The sequence below is a fragment of the Nitrospira sp. CR1.1 genome (assembly GCA_014055465.1).
Classification (GTDB): Bacteria; Nitrospirota; Nitrospiria; order Nitrospirales; family Nitrospiraceae; genus Nitrospira_A.
On the sequence record WIAF01000009.1, the window covers coordinates 112,651 to 134,803 of the forward strand.

Annotated in this window: 19 protein-coding genes and 1 pseudogene; 4 read left to right on the forward strand and 16 right to left on the reverse strand. The window is 59.5% G+C overall.

All coding sequences use genetic code 11. The annotated features are described in order from the left end of the window. Window positions 1-77: 77 nt before the first annotated feature. The 3 genes from GDA65_15455 to GDA65_15465 are packed head-to-tail and all read left to right on the forward strand — an operon-like array spanning window position 78 to window position 5,724. Entirely contained in the window at window positions 78-2,861 is a 2,784-nt protein-coding gene (locus tag GDA65_15455; protein ID MBA5864091.1) for a PAS domain S-box protein, read from the forward strand. After that, window positions 2,827-3,267: a response regulator gene (locus GDA65_15460; protein MBA5864092.1), complete on the forward strand. Its 441-nt coding sequence runs from the start codon at window positions 2,827-2,829 to the stop codon at window positions 3,265-3,267. Before GDA65_15455 ends, GDA65_15460 begins: the two co-directional genes overlap by 35 nt. Window positions 3,268-3,270: 3 nt before the next feature. Then, complete coding sequence (locus tag GDA65_15465; GenBank protein MBA5864093.1) at window positions 3,271-5,724, forward strand: response regulator; 2,454 nt, start codon at window positions 3,271-3,273, stop codon at window positions 5,722-5,724. 51 nt (window positions 5,725-5,775) lie between these two features. Here GDA65_15465 and GDA65_15470 read toward each other — a convergent pair whose 3' ends face one another. The 8 genes and pseudogenes from GDA65_15470 to thiS all read right to left on the reverse strand — a co-directional run bounded on the left by GDA65_15470 (window position 5,776) and on the right by thiS (window position 15,011). After that, on the reverse strand, window positions 5,776-6,762 hold the full coding sequence (locus GDA65_15470) for a peptidoglycan DD-metalloendopeptidase family protein (protein MBA5864094.1): 987 nt from the start codon (window positions 6,760-6,762) through the stop codon (window positions 5,776-5,778). A gap of 32 nt (window positions 6,763-6,794) precedes the next feature. Beyond that, window positions 6,795-8,171, reverse strand: a complete 1,377-nt coding sequence (pafA, locus tag GDA65_15475; protein ID MBA5864095.1) for a Pup--protein ligase — start codon at window positions 8,169-8,171, stop codon at window positions 6,795-6,797. A gap of 156 nt (window positions 8,172-8,327) precedes the next feature. Continuing rightward, complete coding sequence (gene prcA, locus GDA65_15480) at window positions 8,328-9,011, reverse strand: proteasome subunit alpha (GenBank protein MBA5864096.1); 684 nt, start codon at window positions 9,009-9,011, stop codon at window positions 8,328-8,330. 3 nt (window positions 9,012-9,014) lie between these two features. Then, window positions 9,015-9,839 carry a proteasome subunit beta gene (prcB, locus tag GDA65_15485; protein ID MBA5864097.1) on the reverse strand — a complete coding sequence of 275 codons (825 nt, stop codon included), beginning with the start codon at window positions 9,837-9,839 and terminating at the stop codon, window positions 9,015-9,017. A 13-nt stretch (window positions 9,840-9,852) separates the two neighbouring features. Continuing rightward, window positions 9,853-11,352: a proteasome accessory factor PafA2 gene (locus tag GDA65_15490; protein MBA5864098.1), complete on the reverse strand. Its 1,500-nt coding sequence runs from the start codon at window positions 11,350-11,352 to the stop codon at window positions 9,853-9,855. A gap of 13 nt (window positions 11,353-11,365) precedes the next feature. After that, window positions 11,366-13,135, reverse strand: coding sequence for a proteasome ATPase (arc, locus tag GDA65_15495; protein MBA5864099.1), 1,770 nt, complete (start codon window positions 13,133-13,135; stop codon window positions 11,366-11,368). Between the two features lie 159 nt (window positions 13,136-13,294). Beyond that, the gene (gene thiE / locus GDA65_15500) at window positions 13,295-13,918 is read right to left on the reverse strand and encodes a thiamine phosphate synthase (protein MBA5864100.1); all 624 of its coding nucleotides are present in this window, start codon (window positions 13,916-13,918) and stop codon (window positions 13,295-13,297) included. A gap of 103 nt (window positions 13,919-14,021) precedes the next feature. After that, window positions 14,022-15,011 (reverse strand): annotated as a pseudogene (thiS, locus tag GDA65_15505) (sulfur carrier protein ThiS). Between the two features lie 126 nt (window positions 15,012-15,137). Between thiS and GDA65_15510 the strand changes: the two are divergent. Then, window positions 15,138-15,629 (forward strand): histidinol-phosphatase, encoded by a 492-nt coding sequence (locus GDA65_15510; protein ID MBA5864101.1) that lies wholly within the window; start codon window positions 15,138-15,140, stop codon window positions 15,627-15,629. Here the strand turns inward: GDA65_15510 and GDA65_15515 are convergent. From GDA65_15515 to trmD, 8 genes are all read right to left on the reverse strand, one after another. Then, window positions 15,604-16,950 (reverse strand): PDZ domain-containing protein, encoded by a 1,347-nt coding sequence (locus GDA65_15515; GenBank protein ID MBA5864102.1) that lies wholly within the window; start codon window positions 16,948-16,950, stop codon window positions 15,604-15,606. The two genes, GDA65_15510 and GDA65_15515, sit on opposite strands and share 26 nt — an antisense overlap. A 26-nt stretch (window positions 16,951-16,976) precedes the next feature. Further along, window positions 16,977-18,173: a peptidoglycan DD-metalloendopeptidase family protein gene (locus tag GDA65_15520; GenBank protein ID MBA5864103.1), complete on the reverse strand. Its 1,197-nt coding sequence runs from the start codon at window positions 18,171-18,173 to the stop codon at window positions 16,977-16,979. Then, window positions 18,170-19,069, reverse strand: a complete 900-nt coding sequence (locus GDA65_15525) for an FtsX-like permease family protein (protein ID MBA5864104.1) — start codon at window positions 19,067-19,069, stop codon at window positions 18,170-18,172. Before GDA65_15525 ends, GDA65_15520 begins: the two co-directional genes overlap by 4 nt. Next, entirely contained in the window at window positions 19,066-19,734 is a 669-nt protein-coding gene (gene ftsE / locus GDA65_15530; GenBank protein MBA5864105.1) for a cell division ATP-binding protein FtsE, read from the reverse strand. Before ftsE ends, GDA65_15525 begins: the two co-directional genes overlap by 4 nt. Window positions 19,735-19,843: 109 nt before the next feature. After that, a complete protein-coding gene (locus tag GDA65_15535) occupies window positions 19,844-20,230 on the reverse strand; it encodes a YraN family protein (protein MBA5864106.1) in 387 nt (128 codons plus the stop codon). Continuing rightward, a complete protein-coding gene (locus GDA65_15540) occupies window positions 20,230-20,919 on the reverse strand; it encodes a ribonuclease HII (GenBank protein ID MBA5864107.1) in 690 nt (229 codons plus the stop codon). Before GDA65_15540 ends, GDA65_15535 begins: the two co-directional genes overlap by 1 nt. Window positions 20,920-20,957: 38 nt before the next feature. After that, window positions 20,958-21,362: a 50S ribosomal protein L19 gene (gene rplS, locus GDA65_15545; protein MBA5864108.1), complete on the reverse strand. Its 405-nt coding sequence runs from the start codon at window positions 21,360-21,362 to the stop codon at window positions 20,958-20,960. A gap of 16 nt (window positions 21,363-21,378) precedes the next feature. Next, the gene (trmD, locus tag GDA65_15550; GenBank protein ID MBA5864109.1) at window positions 21,379-22,152 is read right to left on the reverse strand and encodes a tRNA (guanosine(37)-N1)-methyltransferase TrmD; all 774 of its coding nucleotides are present in this window, start codon (window positions 22,150-22,152) and stop codon (window positions 21,379-21,381) included. Window position 22,153: the final 1 nt, after the last annotated feature.

Here is a 22,153-nt window from a genome sequence, read left to right on the forward strand (position 1 = left end):
TAGTACGCCGCATAATTAATTGATCGCCATTGTAGTGGTTTGAACGACGGATTCGTGTGCCACGCAGCAGGAGCCCCATGACCGGGAATGGTCTCCATGGGCTAACCACCGGGAAACTGACGCCTCGCATTCGCGACCGGCGCATGTTCGCGGTGATTGCCGTCCTGAGCGGCGGCATTTTTCTCGTGGACTACCTGACCCCCCGGACCATACCCGTGTGGGTGCTCTATATCCTGCCGATTGTCCTTACCTTCTGGATATCCCCTCGCTGGAGTTCCCCCGCCGTGACAATGGTCTGTACCGGGCTCACCTACCTGGGTTATCTCGTCTCGCCCGACGTGCCCGGCGTGCCAGCCTGGCTCCCGCGAGCCGGCCGCTCAATCAGCCTGATCATCTTTCCACTCGTTGCTTATGTGGTTGATCAACAAAAGCGCTTGACCTGCGAATTGGTCAAGTCAACAACCCTGACCAAGGAACACGCGGCCCTACTCGATCGATCGCAGTTGCTGAGGAATGCCGCCGAAGAGATGCGGGATCTGTATGACCGGTCCCCCTGCGGGTACCATTCCCTCAATGCCGCCGGCCTGATTGTCGCCATGAACCAGACGGAGCTGGACTGGTTGGGGTACAACAAAGAAGAAGTCATCGGTAAAAAACACATGACCGAGTTTTTCACGCCTGCCGGGGTTGCCCGGTTCAAGGAGCGATTCCCGCAAATTCTCCACGAGGGGCACATCGACAATGTAGAGTTTGAGCTGATCCGGAAAAACGGGACGACCTTTCCTGTCATGCTCAACGCCACCGCCATGACCGATTCCGAAGGACGGTTTATCGCGTCCCGCTCCACGCTCATCGATATCACGGATCGGAAACGCGCGGATCAGGCCTTGCGGGAAAGTCATCAGTCGCTTGAAGCCCTGGTGGCCACACGCACGGCTGCGCTTCAAGACACCAATCAGCGCCTCGAACAGGAATTGGCGGAACGCGACCGGATGCATCAGGCGTTGTCCGCCAGCGAACACCGGTTTCAAGACCTGCTCAACTCGCTGCCTCTGCCGATCTGGACCTTTCTTCCCGACGGCACCTGCGACTATCTCAGTCCGCAATGGGCCCAATATACGGGACGGCCCTCAGACGAGCCCTACAGCGCGGGCTGCCTCCCGTACATCCACCCTGAAGACAGAGAGAGAATCAGCGCGGAATGGCGCGAGACCGTGACTCGTATTCAGCCCCTCAACACCGAAATGCGAGTCAGGCGGGCGGATGGCGTCTACCGCTGGTTCCATGCCCATGCGCTACCGGTCCTGGACCAGGACGGCCGGGTGTTGAAGTGGGTGGGAACCTACACCGACATCGATGATCGTAAACAAACGCAAGAAGCCCAGGCCAGGCTGGCCGCCATCGTGGAATCGTCCTCCGATGCCATCATGAGTAAGTGCCTGAGGGGAGGGATCAGGACCTGGAACAAGGGCGCCGAGCGGTTGTTCGGCTACTCCAGCGAAGAGATTGTCGGCCAGCCGATTTCCCGGATCCTCCCGCCGGACCGGCTGGAGGAAGAGACGGCCCTTATCGAGCAGATCAAAGCAGGCACCCGCGTCCAACAATTCGAGAGCGTGCGCGTCCATAAAGACGGCCATGCCATTCAGGTATCCCTGACCATGTCTCCTATAGTGGATGCGCACGGCCAGGTTGTGGCGGTCTCGACGATTGCCCGCGATATCACGGAACGCGTGCGCGCCGAGGAAACCTTGCATCAACAGCGCCAGCTCATCGAATTGTCGCATGACCCGATTTTCTGCTGGGATACCCGGAGGGGCATTCTGAGTTGGAATCGCGGGTGCGAGCATTTGTACGGTTACACCCGCGCGGAAGCGGTAGGCCACAGCAGCCATGCCTTGCTGGACACCGCCTTCCCCCGCCCGCTTGAGACCATTCTCGCCGAATTGGAAACCACCGGCTCCTGGAGCGGCGAACTACGCCATCGCACCAAAAGCGGACGGGAGGTGCTGGTGAAGAGCCGCTGGGGGCTGATGAAAACAGGCGGCCGCTGCCTCGTCCTCGAAACGAACCGGGACATCACCGAACGCCGCCAATCCGAATTGATGCTCTTGAAGAAGAACAAGGATCTCGAAACCCTGCTCTACGTGACCTCGCACGACCTGAAGGAACCGTTGCGCGCCATTACCAGTTTCTCGCTGCTGCTCCAGGAGCGGTATGCGAACCGGCTTGACGAGAAGGGCCAGGATTTCCTTCGCCGCATCATCCGGGCCACGCGGCGGCTCGATCAATTACTCACGGATATTCTGGACCTCTCCCGCGCCCAACGCATGGAGATCCCCCTCGACGAGGTCAACGCCGATTTTCTGGTCAAAAAAGCCCTGCAACGACTGGACAACCAGATTAAGACGACCGGCGCCAGAATCACCGTACACTCGCCGTTGCCGCGCCTGCGGGTCAATACGACGTGGGCGGTCCAGGGCATCTACAACCTGGTCGCCAACGCGTTGAAGTTTGTCTCCCCGGGGATGCCTCCGGACATCGAGATCGCCCCGCATCTCGAGATCGATAGCGAGGGAATGGACATGCCCGGCCTGGTCGTGCGAGACCGCGGCCCGGGGGTTCCAGCGGATCAGCGCGAGCGCATCTTTGAGTTGTTCCGGCGGGCGGTGGGACGCGACATCGAGGGAACCGGAGCCGGCCTGGCCATCGTTCGCCAGGTGGCGGAGCGGCACGGCGGGCGAGCCTGGGTCTCACCCCGTGAAGGCGGAGGATCGGAGTTTTTCATCACATTCGGCAGAACCCGGCAGGGTGCGAAAGAGGGAGCCTATGACACTCAGACCATTCAACATTCTGATCGCTGAAGACAACGAAGACGACATTCTGCTCATCCGCGAAGCGTTTGAAACCGTCAACACCACCAACGGCATCACCGTGGTTCGGGATGGGGACGAGGCCTTGGCCTACCTGCGCGGGGACAAACCTTTCACCCAATCTCCACTCCCCGGCATAGTGCTGCTGGATATCAATATGCCGAAGAAGACCGGACTCGAGGTGCTGACAGAAATCAAATCGGACCCTCGCCTCCGCGCGCTGCCCGTCATCATCCTGACCGTCAGCGAACGGGATGAAGACATTCTTCGTTCGTTCGAACTGGGCGCCTGTTCCTATATTCGAAAACCGGTCACCTTCACCCGCTTTATCGCCGTCGTCAAAGAGTTCGAACTGTATTGGACGCTGGTCTCCAAAATTCCCACGCTGCGGAGGTAACACATGCGCGTGCTGCTGATTGAGGACAATGAGGACGATGCGGAACTGATCCGAACCGCGCTCTGCGGAGAGGAATCCCGCGACATCTCCCTCGATTGGGCAGACCGGCTTGATACGGGCCTCTCCAAACTGCTGGCCGGGCCTGTAGACGCCGTGCTGATCGACCTGGCCCTGCCGGACAGCCACGGACTCGAGACCCTGGACCGTGTGCAGGCGCAGGCCGGCGAGGCGGCGCTTATCGTCCTCACCGGCCTCGACAGTGAATTGGTTGCTGAAAAATCCCTGCTGCGCGGCGCGCAGGATTATCTTGTCAAAAGCCGGTTGACCGGTGATGTACTGAAACGCGCCATCCGTTATGCCATCGGGCGGCACCGGGTCGAGCAAGCCTTGCGGAAAAGCGAGGAACGATTCCATCTCACCTGCCTGGCCACTCAAGACGGCATCTGGGACTGGGACATGGCTTCCGGCGAGATGTGGTTCAACGAGGCCTACCAGACAGTCTATGGCCCAGGGCTGGGGACCCCGCAGGGAGCCCAGATTCCGTGGGCAGAGCAAATTCACCCCGAGGATCGAGCCTCGATTCTTGCCGGCCTGAACCAGGCCCTGCAGTCGGAGAACCATTTGTGGACGGCTGAATATCGTTTTCGCAGAACGGACGGCACCTATGCCTATGTCGTCGACCACGGCTATGTGCTGCGCGATCGCGAACACCGGGCCTATCGGATGATCGGAGCCAAGACCGACATCACCGAGCGCCGGCAAGCGGAAACGATGCACACGGTTCAACTCGCCGTGGGCCGGGCCCTTGAAGAATCGGTAACCCTCAGTGAGGCGATGCCGAGAATCCTCCGCGCCATCTGTGAACTGCAAGGTTGGACGCTGGGCGTCTTATGGCTCGTTGATCCTCATACCCAAACCCTACGTTGCAACGCGCTCTGGCATCGGGACGACCCCTCCATTGACGCGTTCATGCAGACCTACCGGTCCCTGTCTCTGGCACAAGAGGCCGGCCTGGCCGGACGCGCCTGGACAAGCGCCGCCGCCGTGTGCTCTCCGGATATTCTGAAAGAGGCGGAATTCCCCGCGCGGGAGGCCGCGCAGCAGGCCGGTCTGCACGGAGCGATCGCCTTCCCGATCTCCACCGGGAAAAACATCCTCGGCATCATCGAGTGTTTCGTCACCGAGATCCTCCGCCCCGCCCCTTCCCGCCTGGGACGACTCTGCGACCTGGGCGCCATGATCAGCCAATTCCTCAACCGGAAAGACCTCGAACGGCAGTTACGTCAGGCTCAAAAAATGGAGGCCTTAGGCCGGATGGCCGGCGGCGTCGCACATGACTTCAACAACCTGCTGACCATCATCAACAGTTGGGCGGAGCTCTTGCTGAACGAACCGGGGCTGACCTCCCGCGCGCAGCGCGGCATGGCGCAGATCAGAGACGCCGGCAACAAGGCGACCGGGCTGACCAGACAGCTGTTAGCCTTCACCCGCCATCAAATCGTGGAACGCGAGCCGTTGAATCTCAATGACCGGGTGAGCGATATCGTCGAGCTCATGAAGCGCGTGCTCGGCGAAGATATCCATCTCGTGCTCAACCTGGATCCGATGTTGGGACGCATCCATGCGGATGCCGGACAAATTGAGCAGGTCGTGATGAATCTCGTCGTCAACGCGCGAGATGCCATGCCGCACGGGGGCCGGCTGGAATTGGAAACCGGAGAAGTTCTGGTCACCCACTCCGATCCCTTCTGGCCCGACCCCTTGCTCCCCGGTCCCTATGTGACCCTGGCCGTTCGTGACACCGGATGCGGAATGAGCGCCGAAACCCTGGGCCATCTCTTCGAACCATTCTTCACGACAAAGGAGTTGGGCAAAGGCACCGGACTGGGGCTGTCGACCGTCTACGGCATTGTCAGACAAAGCGGAGGCACCGTGGGGATTACGAGCGAGGTGGGAAAGGGCACCTGCTTCACGGTATACCTGCCGCGCCTGGAGGAAGACACGGTCCCACCCCGCGCGGCGCCGCAGCCCGAGGCCGCGACCGAACAGGCGGAAACCATCCTCCTGGTGGAAGACAACGATATGGTCAGAGGACTGGCGCATACCGTGCTCGTGGCCCAGCACTATCATGTTTTGGCGGCTCGGTCAGGAGAGGAGGCGTTGGAGATGGTGCGCCGGCAGGGTCGTCACATTGCGCTGCTGGTAACGGATATGGTGATGCCCGGCATGGGGGGCGCCCAGCTGGCTCGCGAACTCCGGGCCCTGCAGCCGGATATCAAAATCATCCTCACGTCGGGCTATTCAGGGCGGGATGAACCGCTCCTGAAAACGTTCGATACCCAGATGGCCTTCCTGCCGAAGCCGTACACGCCCGACTCGCTGACGAAGGCCGTGGCCGCGGCCCTGGAATCGCCAGCCCGGCAGGAGAGCTGTAAAGATTCCCCGCTCCCATCCTAACGGTGTGTGAAGCGACACGCGACGGGGTGAACCATGAGCCGGAGAGACGGCCTATCGCCCATCACCGCCGACCGCCGTCGGGGCGGATGATTCTCCCTGCGGCAGGATCGGCGGCGCAGCCAATACCGGGCGGACAGCGGCGGGATTCTGTGGAAAGGGCAATTCGAGGAGCGCATAGGGGTTCACGCGTGCGCCGTTGACCTTCATGCCCCAGTGGAGATGCGGGCCGGTCGCTCTTCCAGTGGCGCCGACCTTCCCGATCACCTGGCCGGCCTTGACCAAATCACCTTCGTTGACCAGCGCCTCCGACAGATGAAAATACATCGAGTAGAGACCGAGGCCGTGATCGACAAAAACACCCCGCCCCGAAAAAATATGATCGACGACGAGCCGCACGACCCCGTCATTGCTGGCCAGAACGTCGGTCCCCATCGGCGCGCCGATATCCTCTCCGTTGTGCGGATTTCTGGGTTGCCCGTTCATGATGCGGACACTGCCGAAAATGCCGGTGCGTTTCCCGTGAACCGGCTCGACGAACCCGGCCTGCCAGAGGCGCATCGCGGATTCCTCCGCTAAGGCCTTGCGAACCTGCTCTTGCTCCGCCTTCCAGCGAGCGGTCGCTTTCTCATCAAGATCGACTTTCTCCTTCGGCAATTTCAGATATTCGACGGCAAACTTCTCCTTCACCACGAGGACTTGATAGGAAAAATGCCTGGTCTGTTCGCCCAATTGCGCGTCGATGGACAGCTCATGCGGGCCGGGTTCATCCTGCAGATCGATACCGAGCAAGCCGACATAGCCCGTCCCGCCGGCGGCGGGATTCGGAAACAGCGTCACGGTACGGCCCATGAACCGGCCTTTGACGCTGGCGGCCTCCTTGAGGCCGGGGACAGTGACCACCACGACCTGCCCCTGCTTCCCGCTTAACTGCCCGTCCCCGCCGCGAGGGACGGGGCCCGTGTTTGGGAACAGCTCGACAGGGAACACGCTGGCCAGCAGCACGACCGAGATGATGAGAAAACGATCCAGAAACGACATGGGCTTGGCTCGATTCACTCCATCGTCCCGTCTCATCGGTACAAGCGCGCACCGGAGACCTGCGATAATAATTCCTCAACCCGCCGGTTGGCGGCGCTGAAGGGGTCCATACAGAGAATCGTCTCTTCCCAATACCCGTTCAGTTTGAGATAGGTCCAATCGACCGTATAGGAACGATTCTTCGCCCGCGCGAACCGGATAAAATCACCACGGACTTTCGCCCTGGTGGTCTGGGGCGGCACCGACATGGCCCGTTGCACCGCCTCTTCCTCCACCATTCTGGCGGCCATGCCGCGGTTCTCCATCAAATAATACAGCCCGCGCGTACGTTTCACGTCATGAAATTGCAAATCCAACAGAAACACTCTGGGATCATCCCACCCGCAGTCTTTTTTGTCCGTGTACGATTGGATGAGATGCTTTTTCATCACCCAATCGACCTCATGCACGAGCTGCATCGGATCTTCTTCCAGGCGATCCAGCACGGAAATCCACTTGTCCAGCACATCATCCAGGACCGGGTCATGATCCTGCGCGGCCAGAAATTCCATGGCGCGCTTGACGTAGACGCGCTGGATTTCGATGGCGGTCATCTGCCGGCCGTCATCCAGCTTCACCTTCTTGTTCAGCGTGGGATCGCGGGAGATTTCACGGATGGCTTTGACGGGATCTTCGAGCTCCATGCCGGTCACCCCGAATCCCGATTCGATCATGGACAAGACCAGCGTGGCGGCGCCGACCTTCAAATAGGTGGCATATTCCGACATATTGGAATCCCCCACGATGATATGGAGCCGCCGGTACTTCTCCGCATCGGCATGGGGTTCATCCCGCGTATTGATGATGCTGCGCGACGAGGTCGTGGAGGAGGACGTTTTTTCGTGGATGTGCTGCGCGCGTTGGGAAATAAAGTACTGCGGCTTGCCGGACACCTTCAAGACCTTGCCCGCGCCGGAATAAATTTGCCTGGTGACAAAAAACGGGATGAGTTGCTCGGTCACCTTCCAGAAATCCACGTCCCGGCGCATGAGGTAATTTTCATGACACCCGTACGTGTTCCCGAGTGAATCGGTATTGTTCTTAAAAATGTAGATCTCGCCCGAAAGCCCCTCTTCCCGCAAGCGCTCCTCGGCCGCCGGCAGGCAGGCTTCCAGCAAGCGCTCGCCGGCCTTGTCGTGAATGACGAGGTCGAGAATGTTGTCGCACTCCGGCGTCGAGTATTCGGGATGGCAGCCGGTATCCTGATAAAATCGCGCGCCGTTGACCAGGAACGCGTTCGACGGCCAGCTGTTCGGAATCAGCCCTTCAAAGATATAGCCCAGCACTTTCTCCATCGGAAGATAGATCTTCCCGTTGGGAGAAAAAATCAGGCCATACTCATTTTCCAGGCCGAAAATTCGTTGTTGCATGGGGACGCCTTCTCTCGCAGCGACTCCTGTCAGGATACACCCTGACGCGGGTGGCTTCAACAGACTCCGGTCGGGATTCGTTGCCTTGCGCAGCCGGATGATGCCCTGGCCGATCATCGGTGACGCCGGAGACGCGCCCATGTGTGCGAGAGAAGGTTACGCGAACAGGTGGGAGATGTCAGCGCTCGTCAACCGGCGGAATTTCCGCCCCTGGCGCTGCCTATCCAACACGGCAACTTCGAGGTTTTCAGAAGGAATTTTTTGCGTGGCGACCTGCTCAAGGGCGGAGAGACAGCGCCGGAGTCCGTCTTTGAGCGTCGGCGGCTGCGGCGTCGCATGTTCGCGCAAGTATTGCTGGACGGCTTCCGAGCGCCCGCCGATCACCGCGAAACTTTTTTCATCCGTAATGCTGCCGTCAAAGGAGATGCGAAAGATTTCGTTCGCCTGGCCGTTTCCCCCGACCTGGACCACAAGGATTTCCACCTCCAACGGCTTCACATCCGTGCTGAAGGCCGTCCCCAGGCTCTGGGAATAGGCGTTCGAGAGGGTCCGCGCGCTCACATCTTCCCGGCTGTACATATACCCGGTCAGATCGGCATGGCGAATGCCTGCCTTGCGGAGATGCTCGAATTCGCTATATTTGCCGGCCCCGGCAAACGCGATACGGTCATACACCTCGGAAACCTTATGCAGGGAAGAGCTGGGATTGTCCGCCGCCAGCAGAATACCGTCCACATATTCCAGGGCAATGATCGAGCGTCCCTTGGCGATGCCTTTTTTGGCATACTCCGCCTTATCCTGCATCATCTGTTCAGGCGAGACGTAGTAGGGCAACGGCATCGACTAAGATCTCCTTCGTTCTGCGATCATGGTTTCGTACAGGCCGCGGACGCGGGCTTCCGGCACATCCGTGATACCGGCATCGCTCACGATCTTTGCCGTCGGATAAATCCCGCGGACCAGATCCGGCCCTCCCGTTCCCACGTCTTCATCCGCGGCATTGTACAACGCCAGCAATCCGACGCGGAGCGCGGCTTCTTCGTCGAGCCCGAGCCGGTAATGTTCCCGCATGGTATTGCGCGCGTCTTTGCCGCCGGAGCCGATGGAATGATGATCGGACTCTTCGTACCGGCCGCCCGTAATGTCATATTTGAAGATACGGCCTTCCTTTCGCTTCAGATCGTACCCGACATAGAGGGGCATCACGACCAATCCTTGAAAGACCATCGGCAGATTGGCCTTCACCATTTGCCCCAGCTTGTTGGCCTTGCCCTCGCATGACAGCTGGACGCCTTCCAGCTTTTCATAATGTTCAAGCTCGGTTTGAAATAACTTCGCCATTTCGATGCAGGGCCCTGCCGCGCCGGCAATGGCCATGGCGGAATACTCGTCGATGCGGAACACTTTTTCGATCCGGCGATCGGCGATCTGAAATCCCTCCGTCGCCCGCCGATCGCCGGCAATAATCGCCCCATCCCGATATTTCAACGCCAGCACCGTCGTTCCGTGCGGCACCGGGAGAGCGCCCGGCCGGCCGAGATCTTCCGGAAGCGCCGCGCGCGGCATCGCGAGGCCCTGTACGCCCGGCCTTAACCCGGGATGGTGCTGGCTGAGAAAATCGAAGAAGCTGGAACCGTCGTGATGAGGCAGAAAGGACATAGGGTTCATGTGGCGGTCGCAGTCAGGTTGACAGTTTTTCGAGCAGCGCAGCCGCGGTTTCCGCCTGGGCCAGGAGCTCCCCCGTCAGCGCTTCGGTGCCGCGCAGGGGGTCCATCAACGGAATCCGCTTGATCTTGTTCTGCCCGACATCAAAGAGCACAGAGGTCCAGCTCACCCCGTAGACGGCATTCGGGTATTTCTTCACGCACTGGCCGCGGAAGTACGCCCTTGTCCCGCCCGGAGGGTTCATCTCCGCCCGGGAAATCTCATGGTCCAACACGACCCGCTCGATCATATGGCTGCGTTCGAGGGTGTAATACAATCCCCGGTCCGGACGGACATCATGATATTGCAGATCCATCAATCGCACGCGCGGATCATCCCACCCGCAGGACTTGCGGTCCATATAGGACTCTATCAGGTAGCGCTTGGCCACCCAGTCTAACTCCCGCACCAGCGAACGCGGGTCCCGCTCCAGACGGTCGAGCACATCCTCCCAACGCACCAGGATGTCTTTCGTAACCTGATTGAGTTCATGGCAGGCATAGTACCCCTGCGCCGCCTTGAGGAAGGCCCGCTGCACCGCAATCGCGGTCACCGCGCTGCCGTCGGTCAGCTTGAGGCTCTCCTTCACCAGCACATCCCGTGACACTTGCTTGATGGCGCTGACCGGGTCGGCCAGACTTATCCGGGGAAGGTCGGCCCCGGCCTCAAGTAGATCCAGCACGATCGACAGCGTACCGACCTTGAGATAGGTTGAGACCTCCGCCATATTGGCGTCCCCGACGATCACATGGAGGCGCCGGTATTTTGCCGCATCGGAATGCGGTTCATCCCGCGTGTTGATGATGGGTCGCCGCACCATGGTGTTGAGGTCCACGAGCGTTTCGAAGAAATCGGCTCGCTGCGAAATCTGGTAATCGACGGGGGTGGTCTGATTCTCGGCTCCGACCTTGCCCGACCCGGCGTAAATCGGCCGCGTCACGAGAAACGGCGTGAGCACCTGCGTGATCCGATCGAACGACACCGCGCGCGAGACAAGATAGTCCTCGTGATAGCCGTAGCTGTTGCCCTTGCCGTCCGAATTATTCTTATAGAGCACGAATTGATCGCGGCCGCGCGCCTCCGTGATCCCGGCCAGGGCCTGGGCAATGATGCGCTCGCCGACCCGCTCGAACGCCACGATTTCCCGGGCATTGGTGCACTCAGGCGTGGAATATTCCGGATGGGCGCCGTCGACATAGAGCCGGCCGCCGTTGGCCAACACCTTATTGAGTTGCCGATTGTATTCGGGCCCCGGCCGCTCGCGTTCCCCATCGACCTCGAACCCACGAGCATCCAGCAGGGGATTTTCGTTCTCATAGTCCCACACCGCATGAGGCGCAGGAAGATGCGGGTAGTACCCGATGACATGAATGGAGTTCGCCACGGGATCGGCCGCGTTCGGATCCCGGCTGGCAATACCGAATTCAGTCTCCGTGCCGATGACACGGGACAGGCTGTGCGAATGAGTCTCGTTCATGGAATATCGCGCGTTACAGGTAGTGGCCCGTGTTGACGGTTTCGATTTGACGCGCCTCTGACAACCCGCCGCTGATTGTCCGAAGATGGACAATCTTTTCACCTTTTTTCCCGGCGACCTTCGCCCAATCGTCCGGATTGGTCGTGTTCGGCAGGTCTTCGTGCTCTTTGAATTCTTCGCGAATCGCCCGGATCAGGTCATCGGCCCGCAGACCGCTCCCCTCTTGAGCAATGGCGCGTTTGACGGCAAATTTCTTGGCTCGCGACACGATGCCCTCGATGAGGGCGCCGCTGGCGAAGTCCTTAAAGTACAGCACTTCTTTTTCGCCATTCGCATAGGTGACCTCAATAAATTTGTTTTCGTCGGTCGTGGCATACATGGCATCGACCGTCAGATTCATCAGGAAATCGACGAGCGCGCGGGCATCCCCGCCGTGCCGCGCGAGATCTTCCTCGGCGAAGGGAAGATCTGCCGTCACGTATTTGGAGAAAATATCCCGGGCCGCCGTCGCATCGGGACGACCGACCTTCACCTTCACATCCAGCCTGCCCGCGCGCAGAACGGCGGGATCGATGAGATCCTGGCGGTTACTGGCGCCGATGACGATCACATTGGTCAATCGCTCGACGCCGTCGATCTCGGACAAGAACTGCGGCACAATGGTCGACTCGATGTCCGACGAGATGCCGGTGCCGCGCGTGCGGAACAAGGCGTCCATTTCGTCGAAAAACACAATCACGGGGTGGCCGTCGTCGGCCCGTTCTTTGGCCTTCTTGAACACTTCGCGCACCTGCCGCTCCGACTCGCCGACGTACTTATTCAACAGCTCAGGGCCCTTCACATGGAGGAAATAACTGCGCAGCTGCCGGTCTTTTAAATGCCCGAGCTTCTTGGCAATGGAACTGGCCACGGCTTTTGCAATGAGCGTTTTCCCGCAGCCGGGCGGGCCGTACAGCAGCACCCCCTTCGGCGCGCTCAACCTATAGTTGGAGAAAATATGCGGGTACAGGAACGGGAGCTCCACCGCATCGCGCACCTGTTCGATTTCCCGCTGCAGTCCGCCGATGTGCTCGTAGTCCACATCGGGCACCTCTTCCAGCACCAGCTCCTCGGCTTCGGACTTCGGCAGTTTTTCGATGACGCAACCCGATCGCGGATCATACAAGAGGTGATCGCCTACGCTCAGACGCTCGCGGACCAACGGTTCGCCGAGTTCCGCAACCTTCTCTTCATCGAAATGCAAAGTCACCAAGGCGCGGTTCCCTTCCAGCACATCCTTCAAACGGACCACTTCACCCTGAACGTCGAACCCGCGTACGGCGATGACATTCAGGGCCTCATTGAGGATCACCTCCTGGCCTTTGCGCAATTCCTTGGCTTTAATGGAAGGGTGCAGGCTGACCTTCATCTTGCGCCCGGAGACATACACATTCCCCGTGCCATCGGTATCCAGGCTGGAAAAAATGCCGTACGTCGAAGGAGGAGCCGTCAGCTTCTCGACTTCGGCCCGCAATGTTTCGATTTGTGATTTGGCTTCCTGAAGGGTGGCGACGAGCTTTTCATTCTGCTTCGTCGTCTGCTCGAGCTGGTAGCGTGACTGGTAGAGCCGCCGGATCTCCTCCTCCATGGACTGGATTTGGGTACGAAGTTTTTCAACTTCGCGGGCATGTTCGTCGTTCTTGTGCGTCACGACTCCATCTCCGTCAGAAAGTGACCGGGTCAGGCGCTTGACGGAATCACGGAAGGACCGGAGTCGGCCTGAACTCCCTTTTGATTCGGCCATCGCCCCACTCGTCGGATTGATGAAAATCCTTGTCTATGACGGTCATCTACACTGTTTCGGATTCTATCATCCGTATATAGGGTGGTCAACTGCAGCAGGAGCGGCGCGGGCGCGACGACTGCTCGCGCGCTGACCATCGCGCGTCCCGGCGCAACATCATCACTCGATCTCGATGGCGGAAAGCAATTCCTCGGTCGCGCGTTCGACATTGACTGCGCTTAAAATGGACGACAGCACTGCCGCGCCGAACGCCCCGGCGCGTCGCACCTCGCGCGCGCGAGCCGCCGTGATCCCGCCGATGGCAAAGATCGGAATACGCGCCTTCCGCGCAGCCTGCTCGAGCACACCCAATCCGATCGGCGGCCCGTACACGCGCTTCGACGGCGTGTCATAGACGGGCCCCAACACCACGAAGTCGGCCCCTTGTTGTTCAGCCGCCATGACCCCGTCGAGCGAATGCACTGAGAGCCCCAGCAATTGGTGAGGCGCCAGCAGGCCCCGCACCACCCCCGCGGGCAGACTGCTCTCGCGCAAATGCACGCCCTGGGCGCGCACGGCCAGCGCCACATCGACGCGATCGTTGATGAACAGCCGGACATCCGGCAACTCAACCTGAAGCTCCATCGCCAGTGAACGCAGCTCGCGGATCGGCAGATCGCGCTCGCGGAGTTGAATGGCTCGCACGCCGGAACGGACGGCCCGCCCGAGTACGGACAAGAGCGGACGCCCGGCGGTTTGATGACGATCAGTGACGAGGTACAGACGGAAATCGACGGGGGCCATTCAGGGAAAGGACGTACGTGGTACGCAGCGAGTGAAGATTCGAGGCACGGCGTGCACCTTGCGCCGAACGACTCGCCACTCCCGCGTCATGACTCAACAGGTTTCAGAGCATGCCTTCAATGGGACTGCTGGCCGTAGCGTATAACTTACGCGGAATGCGTCCGGCCTTGTAAGCCAACCGGCCGGCCCACACCGCGTATTTCATCGCTTCCGCCATCGCCAGAGGATCCTGGGCGCCGGCAATCGCGGTATTCATCAAGACCGCATCAGCGCCATATTCCATCGCGAGAGCCGCATCGGAAGCCGTACCAACCCCGGCATCAACGATGATCGGCACCTTGACCGTTTCCATGATGATCTTGAGGTTGTATGGATTCCGGATACCTAGACCGGACCCGATCGGAGCAGCCAGCGGCATGACGGCGGGGCAACCGATGTCCACCAGCTTCTTGGCGACGATCGGATCGTCGTTCGTGTACGGGAGGACGATAAACCCCTCCTTGATGAGAATCTTCGCCGCCTCGATCAATCCGGCCGTATCGGGAAACAGGGTTTTCTCGTCGCCAAGCACTTCCAGTTTGACCAGATCGGACACGCCGGCCGCGCGCGCCAATCTGGCGTAACGCACCGCGTCTTCCACGGTGTAACAGCCGGCCGTGTTCGGCAGAATGATATATTTCTTCGGATCGAGATAGTCGAGGAGGTTTTCCTTGGAACGATCCGTAATATTCACGCGGCGCACGGCGACGGTCACCACGTCGGCGCCCGAGGCGTCGATCGCTTTTTTGGTCTCCGCAAAATCTTTGTATTTCCCGGTCCCGACCCACAGGCGCGATTGAAATTCCCTGCCGGCGATCACCAACCGATCTTTCGTCATAGTCATGCCTTACTTCGCTCCGCCGCCGATAAAACTTAATATTTCCACCCGATCTCCCTCACGGAGTCCCCGGATCTCAAAGTCCGTACGGTCCAGAATCTCCAAATTCAATTCTACCGCCACGCGATCCGTTCGGATGTCCAATTCACGCAGCAGGCCGGCGACCGTTTGCCCATCGCCGATCCCCCGTGATTCACCATTGACGTGGATAGTCACTGTGCCCCCTCAACGCTTCGGCTCATCCTATGAAACAGGAAATCCGGTTGTCAACAAGCCGGATAGGCTTGCCCTTTTCCATTCATTCCCCGCACAATGGCGCATCCTTCGCGCCGTGACTCACACATGGATGACCGTCTCCATCAACTCGCAGACATCTTTCGGGCCATGGCCAACCTGCTGGCGGCTCAACGCGCCAACCCTTACCGGGTACGCGCCTACCGAAAGGCGGCCGAGGCCATCCTCACGATTCCCGGAGACCTCTCCGATCTGGCCGCACGTCGTCAGTTACAAGAGATTCCTGGAATCGGGAAAGACCTGGCAGGAAAAATCGAGGAGTTTCTCGCCACGGGAACGATCCGCGCCTACGAGGAACTCAACACGCCGCTGCCGAATGAAGTGGCTGAATGGGCCTCGTTGCCAGGGCTGTCTGAGGCGTTGGTGAGTTACCTCTATTTCCGGCTGCAGATTCGCACGTTGCCGGATCTGGAATCCCTGGTTGCGTCCCACCTCTTGCGGACGCAACCAGGATTTTCAGGATCGGAAGACGCACTTCTCGACGCCATCCGCCGGCAGCGTGAATCCGCCGCGGCTACGCCGCCGGCCGAAGCTCCTTGAAGATCTTCCAGGTCTTCAGGAGTTCAACGGCCTTCTGCAACTGCACGTCGTCCTCTACGGAGATGTCCCCGCCCGCATCGCCCAACGACACCGCGCCATTCTTATGCGCAGATTCATCCGCCGGTTTGGATGATGCCGGGTCCTTGCCGGCGGCCGGAGCTTTGGCCGTCTTCGGCTCCGTCTCTTTCGCGTCTTTCTCACCCGCTTTCGCCACCGTCTGCGTCTGCAATTTTACGACGATATCCGGCGTGATCCCGGTGGACTGAATTGAACGTCCCTTCGGAGTGTAGTACTTGGCCGTCGTGAGCCGGAGCCCTGACCCATCGCCAAGCGGGAGAATCGTCTGCACGGACCCTTTGCCGAACGAGGTGGTTCCGACGATGACTGCCCGCCCCCAATCCTGCAAGGCCCCGGCGACAATTTCGGATGCGCTGGCCGAGCCTTCATTGACCAAGATGATCATTGGAGAATCTTCCAGCGTCTCTTTGGTTTTCGAGAACCACTCGTCCTTCTTCCCCTCGCGTCCCTTTGTATACACGATCAGCTTCCCGTTCCCCACAAACTGCTCGGATACATCGACGGCCGCCGTCAACAACCCCCCGGGGTTATTACGCAGGTCGAGGATCGTGCCCTGAACCTTCTGCTCTTTGAACTGCTTCAATGCGCGCCCCAGATCCTTTCCCGTGGCTTCCTGGAACTGCGTCAATCGTACGTATCCGATCGTGTTATCGAGCACCTTGAACTTGACGCTTTCAATCTTGATGGTATCCCGAACCAGCGAAAAGGCCAGGGGATCTGCGCTGCCGTCCCGCTGAATGGTCAGGTTCACTTTGGTGCCCTTCGGCCCGCGCATTTTCTGCACCGCATCCATCAGGGTCAAATCTTTGGTGGGTTCGTCGTTCACCTTGGTGATGAAATCCCCGGCCTTGATCCCGGCCCTGTGCGCGGGCGTCCCTTCGATCGGAGAGATCACGGCCAGCCGGTTTTCCTTCACCCCGATTTGAATACCCACGCCCCCGAACTCGCCTTTGGTCTCGACTTGCATCTCCTTGTACATTTCAGGCGTCATGTAGGCGGAATGTGGATCCAGCGTCGACAACATTCCGCGAATCGCTCCTTGCACGAGGTCTTTCACCTTGGTGTCGTCGACATAGTGTTTTTGAACCTGCGTCAACACCTCGGAAAAGGTGCGCAGCTCTTCGTAGGTTTCAGAGGCGTGGCCGGTCCGCTCCAACCCCTTTTCCAGCACGATTCCGACTCCGAGAGCTACTGTCACCATCAGCAAAAGATATAACCACCGCCGGCTCCGCCGCTGTTCCATAACGTGGGTTCCTTCCTTCCCGAGGCCTACCGCTTTGACAGCCACACCAGGGGATCCACCGGTTCTGCCCCCTCGCGCAGCTCAAAATAGAGCGTATTCTCTCCTGTCATGCCGGTGTCGCCCGTTTCCCCGATCGCCTCCCCGGCTTCAATCCGGGCGCCCACAGACGTCAAAATTTTCGATGCATGGGCGTAGAGCGAAAACACCCCGTTGGCATGATCCATGATTATAACGAGTCCGTAGCCTTTCAACCAGTCCGCATACACAACCTGACCGGCAAGCACCGATCGTATATTACTCCCTTCCTCCGCGCGAATCTCAATCCCTTTTCGCTGAATGTAGGTGTTGAAGGTCGGGTGCTTCTGCCGGCCGAAATACGACACCACCTGCCCGTCTGTCGGCCACAACAGCGTTCCCCGTAATGCCCGGAGCCCTCCCCCGGCGATTGGAGGGCGGTTCGCCAGGGCGGCCCGCCGCCTCGTTTCAAGTTCTTTTAATAAACTGTCGACTCGATTCGCGGAACGCTCCAGCTCCTCCACCGCCCGGTCATGCGACTCCTTTTCCCGCGTAATTTTCGCGAGATAGACGCGCTTCTGCTTCTTGAGCCCGCGAATTTGGGCCAGTTTTTCCTCTGTGCTGAGCTTATAGGCAAAAATCCCCTGCCGCGCTTCCTCCCGGCTCCGTTCCACCTCGGCGATCCGCTCGGCATCCTTCCGATAGCCTTCCATGATCTCATATTCCCGCTGCGTCACGGCGGAGAGATACCGGAACCGGCGCTGAAAGTCGCCGGCCGAGCTGGCGGCGAGGAGGGTCTTGAGTTGCCAAAACCGTCCCTCGACGTACTGGACCCGCAGCCGGGCGGCAATGGCCTCCTGCCGTTCGTCGATGCGTTCGGACAGACGGCTCAGCTGCACGCCCATCTGCTCGATTTCCGCATCCTTTTTTTTCAGCTTTCTGACGGTCTCCTGATGTTCCTGCCGGTAGCGCACCAGACGCTCGTCCAACGACTGCAGTCCCTGCAGCACCGACTCGCGTTTTTTCTCGGCTTCATCCGCCTTTTTTCGCTTCTCGACGATGGTCCCGCGCAATTTTTCCAGCGTTTTCTTTTCCCGCTCGATCTTATCGGCATAGGAATCCTTACGCTCGGCATCTGCCGGCATCGGGCTCATGACCAAAACCGCCTGGACGCTCAACACGATCCATCCCCACTGCATCCGTGTCATGCCCGTCCCTCGCCAAAACGTAACAGCGAGAGGAAACTACCGGCGCAGCCGAGAAAGAGCCCCACCAGCATGAGCACGACGCACATGTCGAAAGGGAAAAATGTCAGCAGCGCATCAACACCCAGGAACCGCGTGGCGGAATGAATTTGATGGCGGAACAATTCGAACCCGCCTTTGAGGATCACCAGTGACAGGGCGCTTCCACAAAGGCCCAATGCGGCGCCTTCCAGCAAATAGGGCACCCGGATGAACGTGGCGCTTGCCCCGATCAACCCCAGAATTTCGATTTCCTCACGACGGGAATAGAGGGCCAGGCGAATCGTGTTGGCGATGATCGTCACCGAGGCGGCCGACAAAATCATACCGACAATAATGGCAGCCACCTCAATGTATCGCACAATACCCGCTAAGGCCTCCACCCATTCCTGGTTATACTGAACCTGACCGACGCCGGGAATCAGTTGTGTGCGATTGGCCCAGCGCCGCATGGCGTCGGAGGAGCGAGACTCCGCGGTCAACGTCACGACGAATGAGGCCGGGAGCGGGTTTTGCCCGAGTCCCTGCAGCAGCCGAGACTCGGAGGGAAATTGGGCCTGAAAATCAGCCAACGCCCGTTCCTTGGACACAAACGTCAATGATCCGATCGCTCGATCAGCTTTCAGTTGCTGCTCAATATCGTTGCGTGCCTGCTCAGTCACGTCGTCCTGCAGATACACCATGACCTGAATATCCTGTTCGAGCGAGGTCGCCATGGTTTTCAAATTCACGTAGAGCAACAAAAAGACGCCGACGCAGGCAAAGGTAAAGGCAGTCGTCGCCACCGCGACCAGGGTGGTGGTTCTATTCGTCAGGACATTGGCGACGGCCTCTCGCAAGAGGTACAGGAGACGCCTCACGGGGCCACCTGTTCCCTGGACACCACTTTGCCGTGCTCCAGGGTGATCACCCGTCGATTGACCTGGGCCAGCACATTGGGATCATGCGTCGCGACGATGATGGTCGTTCCCCGCGCATTGATCGACTTAAACAGCTCGATAATTTCGCTCGTCAAATCAGGGTCCAAATTCCCGGTCGGTTCATCGGCCAGCAGCATAATCGGCCCGTTGACGATCGCGCGGGCAATACAAATGCGTTGCTGTTCTCCCGTGGACAGGCCGGGCGGAAAGAGATCTTTTTTATGATCCAGGCCGACGGAGCGCAGTGCTTCCGCGACTTTGCGCCGGATTTCCGTTGTCGATGCGCCCTGTACCAGCAAGGGCAACGAGACATTTTCGAACACCGTTTTCTTCGGCAGGAGACGGAAGTCCTGCAACACGACCCCCACCTTGCGACGCAGCACGGGAATCTCCGAGGGTCGCAGCTTCGACAGGCTGCGACCCTGCACGAGAATCTGGCCTTCCTCCGGACGCTCCGCCCCGATCAAGAGCTTGAGCAGAGTCGATTTCCCCGCCCCGCTGGGGCCCATCAACAGAACAAATTCGCCTTTCTCGATTTCCAGTGTCACATCGGAAAGGGCCGGGCGGCGATCGTAATATTTTGAGACGTGAAAAAGTTGAATCATGAATGGCGACAACGGGAGCGGTCAGCGCACAGCAACAGGTCGGGGCCTTCCCGCATGACATGGCGCGGCACAAACCCGACACACAACTCAGACACTCACGGGCATCATCCTACCATCGCAGATCATCACCTGCGACGTCGAATGCATTCGCAATATGTTGCACGACTGCACCAGCCCCGGCATCGTCCTGAATCAACACGACGTCGAACCGGCACATGCGGTCGTGCAAGCGATGTTGTGCCAAATATTGCGAAGCCAGTTGAATTAACTTGGCGCGTTTGCGCGCGCCCACCGCTTCCAGTGCCCCACCATAGGCTCCCGTGCGTCGCCGCTTGACTTCGACAAACACCAGAATCCCGCCGTCATCCGCGATCAGGTCGAGCTCGCCCAACGGGGAGCGCACATTCCGGCCCACAATTCTCAACCCCTGACCGCGAAGGTAGGCTTCGGCCTGCCCTTCGCCCTCATCTCCCAACAGTTGACGTCGATCCCGCATCAGTCGAGCCGGCTCTCACGGTGATCGCACAGCGAAAGACCTCCCGTCTCGCCTTCCGCAACGCAATGTTGAACGGGCGCGAAACTGCGCCGATGAATTGCACAGGGCCCATGCTCCCGAAGCACACGCAGATGCTCCGGCGTGCCATAGCCTTTATGTGCGGCGAAATTGTATTGAGGATACCAGCGATGGTATTCGACCATCAGACGGTCTCGCGTGACCTTGGCAACAATCGATGCCGCTGCAATGGAACAAGACAGTCCATCGCCTTTGATGATGGCACGCTGGGGAATTGAGAGTCCGGAAAGAGTGACCGCATCCAGGAGCAGGAAGTCCGGCGGGACCGGAAGCGCCAGCAGCGCACGCCGCATCGCCAACAGAGACGCCTGAAGAATGTTCAGGCGATCGATCTCCGCCTCCGTCGCGGCGCCAATGCCGACCCCGGTCGCGCGGCGAACAATTTCAGCGAAGAGCCGCTCACGGTCCGATTCGACGATCTGTTTGGAATCGTTGAGTCCCGGTAAACGGAATCGCCGCGGCAACAACACGGCCGCCGCGACGACAGGACCGGCGAGAGGCCCACGTCCAGCCTCATCCAGACCGGCAATATGCCGGTACCCGCGCGACCAGGCCTCCACCTCAAATTCATCGGTGGGTCCCCCTGTCGTCGGGTTCAGGCTACCAACCAAACGTGCGCCTCTGTCCTGAGCTGATGGGAAAGACCGTGCTAGGCCTTCGCGGCCGCCGCCGCTTCGATCTTCGCTGCAGTCTGCGCCTTACTTTCGGCTTTGAACTCGCGGTCTTCCACCTTGGCGAACTTGCCCTTTTTCGTCCGCAAATAATACAACTTGGCGCGACGGACACGCCCCTGGCGGACGACATCGACTTTCGCCACGTTGGGGGAATGGATCGGAAAGGTCCGTTCGACACCGACGTTATACGACAACTTTCGCACGGTGAAGGTCTCGCTGTTCAGCGTCCCTTTTCTGGCGATGACCGTCCCTTCATAGACCTGGATACGTTCCTTCTCACCCTCAACGACCTTCACATGCACACGAACGGTATCCCCGATCTCGAACTTGGGCGCCGTTTTTTTGGTTAAGGATCGTTGGATCCGCTCTAGCCGATTCATAATCTCTCTCCTCCTCTCAACGAACAGGTACCTGGACAAGACTCTCTTGCATCACTTCGCTCAACAACCGTCGATCTTCCAATCCAAGCTCGCGATCCCGCAAGAGATCCGGCCGCTTGAGATAGGTGTTCCGCAACGCTTCCTTACGACGCCACAGGCGAATTGCCTCGTGGTGTCCCGATACCAACACCTCAGGAACCGCCATCCCGCGCACCTCCGCAGGTCTGGTGTAATGCGGATACTCCAACATCCCGTCAGTAAACGATTCCTCGGCCGCCGACGCCGCATCACCGAGCACGCCGGGGACCAAGCGGGCCGCGGCGTCGATCATCACCAGCGCCGCCAATTCCCCTCCGGTCAACACATAGTCGCCGACAGAGATCTGTTCCGGACAAAGGGCCACGTTCACACGCTCATCCATGCCCTCATAATGCCCGCACACAAACACCACGACGCGGTCCTCCTGCGCCAGAGACTGCGCGAGTGCTTGCGTAAAGGGCCGCCCCTGGGGAGACGGCATGATCACCCGCAAGGTCGTCCCGGGATGAGAGGCCTGATACCGGGCGCGCAACGCATCGACGGCTTGCAGGACCGGTTCAGCTTTCATGACCATGCCCGCGCCCCCGCCATACGGCACATCGTCCGCCGTTTTATGCCGGTCGAAGGTATACTCACGCAAATTCTGGACAGCAACGTCCAGCAACCCCTTTTCCTGGGCGCGCTTGAGAATACTCTGGCCAAGCACCGGGGCCACCATATCGGGGAACAATGTCAGAACAGCGCACCGCATC